The sequence below is a fragment of the Frankia sp. CgJB1 genome (genome assembly GCF_977947065.1).
In genome coordinates, this window is record NZ_CDWTNB010000073.1 from 17,327 (window position 1) to 19,196 (window position 1,870).

The following is a 1,870-nucleotide window of genomic DNA, read 5'->3' on the forward strand; positions in this document are numbered from 1 at the left end:
GAAGTGAACAAGTTATTTCATTCCGAATCCTCAGCAGCGCGCTGGCCACCGCCGACCCCGCAACGCAGGCCTGGCATTGGGGGCCATGCGATCCCGAGGGCTTCGCGGTGATGGGCGTCGCCGACACCCTCCTCCATACCTGGGACATCGCCGCGGGGCTGACGGTCTCTTGGCGGTTCCCAGCGCTCCTGGGCATACGGGTGCTTCGCCGTCTGTTCCCCGATGCACCGGACGGAGACCCGGCTTAGGTGCTGCTGTGGTGCACCGGCCGGAGTGAGCTCGACGGCCGGCCTCGACGCACTTCTTGGAGGTGGGAGGCGACCACCAGGGCACGGCCATTCCAGCAGCCCGCTCCACAGGTCTGACCCGGTTCAGCGTTCTGTGAGCGGTCCACCGGCCTGCCCGCGAGGTGGGCGGATCCGCTCCACTCGGCCAACGGTTTCCGGCGGACCGATATCACCGACCGTTCCCAGGATACCCTCGAACCCGCCCGTCCCGCCTTCGCCGCGTTCCGGGACCTCCCGGTGGCCCGGCAGAACCACTTCCCGTTCGACTCGCTCGAGGATTTCATCGAGAACGGTTCCGCGCTCGCCGGGTCCGCCGAGCAGGTAACCGAGAAACTACTCGACCTCCACCGGCTGTTCGGCAACCAGGTGCTCGGTGTCGGGGTGGAGGGTTTCTTCTTCGCCTGTCGCCGACGGTCGGCGGGCGCCGGCCGTGGGATCCGGGTCGGCATACGGCGGCCGTGAGTACGGATCAGCGTGCGGCAGTGGTGAACACCCGGTCCTCGCCGTCGGACGTGTCGCACACCCCGGCGACCGCTCCGACCGCCGGAGTGGCGGCGATGACGGCTTCCAGCAAGATGCGGGCGGTGGCGAGGTCATCGATGGCCGTGGCGATCCGGTCCCGTTCCCGCTGGAGGTGGGGCAGCAGCTCGGCCGCTCGGCAGCCCGGATGCCCTGACCTGGACGCTACAGTCTTCAGGCAACCCGTCCACGACACGGAGACATCACGACCCTCCATAATCGGCACCCATGTAGACTCTTCCGACATCGACGCTTAAGATAACCTAATGCCTGATCTCGGGGACTACATAGGCATCACCTCAGGAGCTGCCGACCGCCAATGGGCCCGGGTGCTGGCCCGCATGCCGCGCTCATCCGAGGTGAAAGCTCGCCAGGAGACGTTCACTCCCGTCGAGACGCTTCTCTGCCTAGCCGCCTCCTTGAACCTAGCCGCCTCCTTGAACGTCAACCACCGTCACTACGGGGGGTCGACGAGCCATAAAGCGCCATCACCAGTGCCCGAGCTTGCACGACTGTTCCGCCGCACACCCGCTTCGATCCTTGCAAAGATGGCGAACCTCGACGGCTCCCGGCCGAACGGTGCACGCCATGAAGTCGAGACCGCCGCCATTCTGCTCAACGACCCGAACCGCCTCTCCGCCATCTACACGATGATCCTCGCCGCGGGAAGCGCCGCCGGGGTCACCGCCACCGATCTGCCCGACTTCCTCGGCCTCGGCGACGACCCCCTGCTTCTACTTGGGCAGGATGATCTAGCCGACACCGACATCCAGGACGCCTTCACCACATCACATCCTGGAGATTCCACCGAACATCCCGTAGATCCGATCACTACCAGGGTATTAATCGGCGCCGCCCGCGTCGGTCAACATCGCTTCGCCCGCGAGGTGCTAGCCAACTGTGGCCAACACTGCGTGTTCTGCGGCCTCACCCCCAGTGGCGATCTCCTGCGGCGACGCCTTCTCCGCGCCTCACACATCAAGCCATGGCGGACCTGTACCAACCGGGAACGTCTCGACGTCACCAACGGTCTCGCTGCCTGCCCCAACCACGATGCCGCCTTT

Annotated in this window: 3 protein-coding genes and 1 pseudogene; 3 read left to right on the forward strand and 1 reads right to left on the reverse strand. The window is 65.9% G+C overall.

Annotated features, from left to right (window positions below):
* Positions 1–248: pseudogene (locus AC08OT_RS10420) on the forward strand (hypothetical protein); the annotation flags it as partial.
* A 276-nt stretch (positions 249–524) separates the two neighbouring features.
* Positions 525–749, forward strand: coding sequence for a hypothetical protein (locus AC08OT_RS10425; protein ID WP_476593636.1), 225 nt, complete (start codon positions 525–527; stop codon positions 747–749).
* A gap of 7 nt (positions 750–756) precedes the next feature.
* Here AC08OT_RS10425 and AC08OT_RS10430 read toward each other — a convergent pair whose 3' ends face one another.
* Positions 757–1,032: a hypothetical protein gene (locus tag AC08OT_RS10430; RefSeq protein WP_476597140.1), complete on the reverse strand. Its 276-nt coding sequence runs from the start codon at positions 1,030–1,032 to the stop codon at positions 757–759.
* A 40-nt stretch (positions 1,033–1,072) separates the two neighbouring features.
* Between AC08OT_RS10430 and AC08OT_RS10435 the strand changes: the two genes are divergently transcribed.
* Positions 1,073–1,870 (forward strand): HNH endonuclease (locus AC08OT_RS10435; RefSeq protein WP_476602763.1); only part of this gene is annotated, 798 nt, incomplete at its 3' end.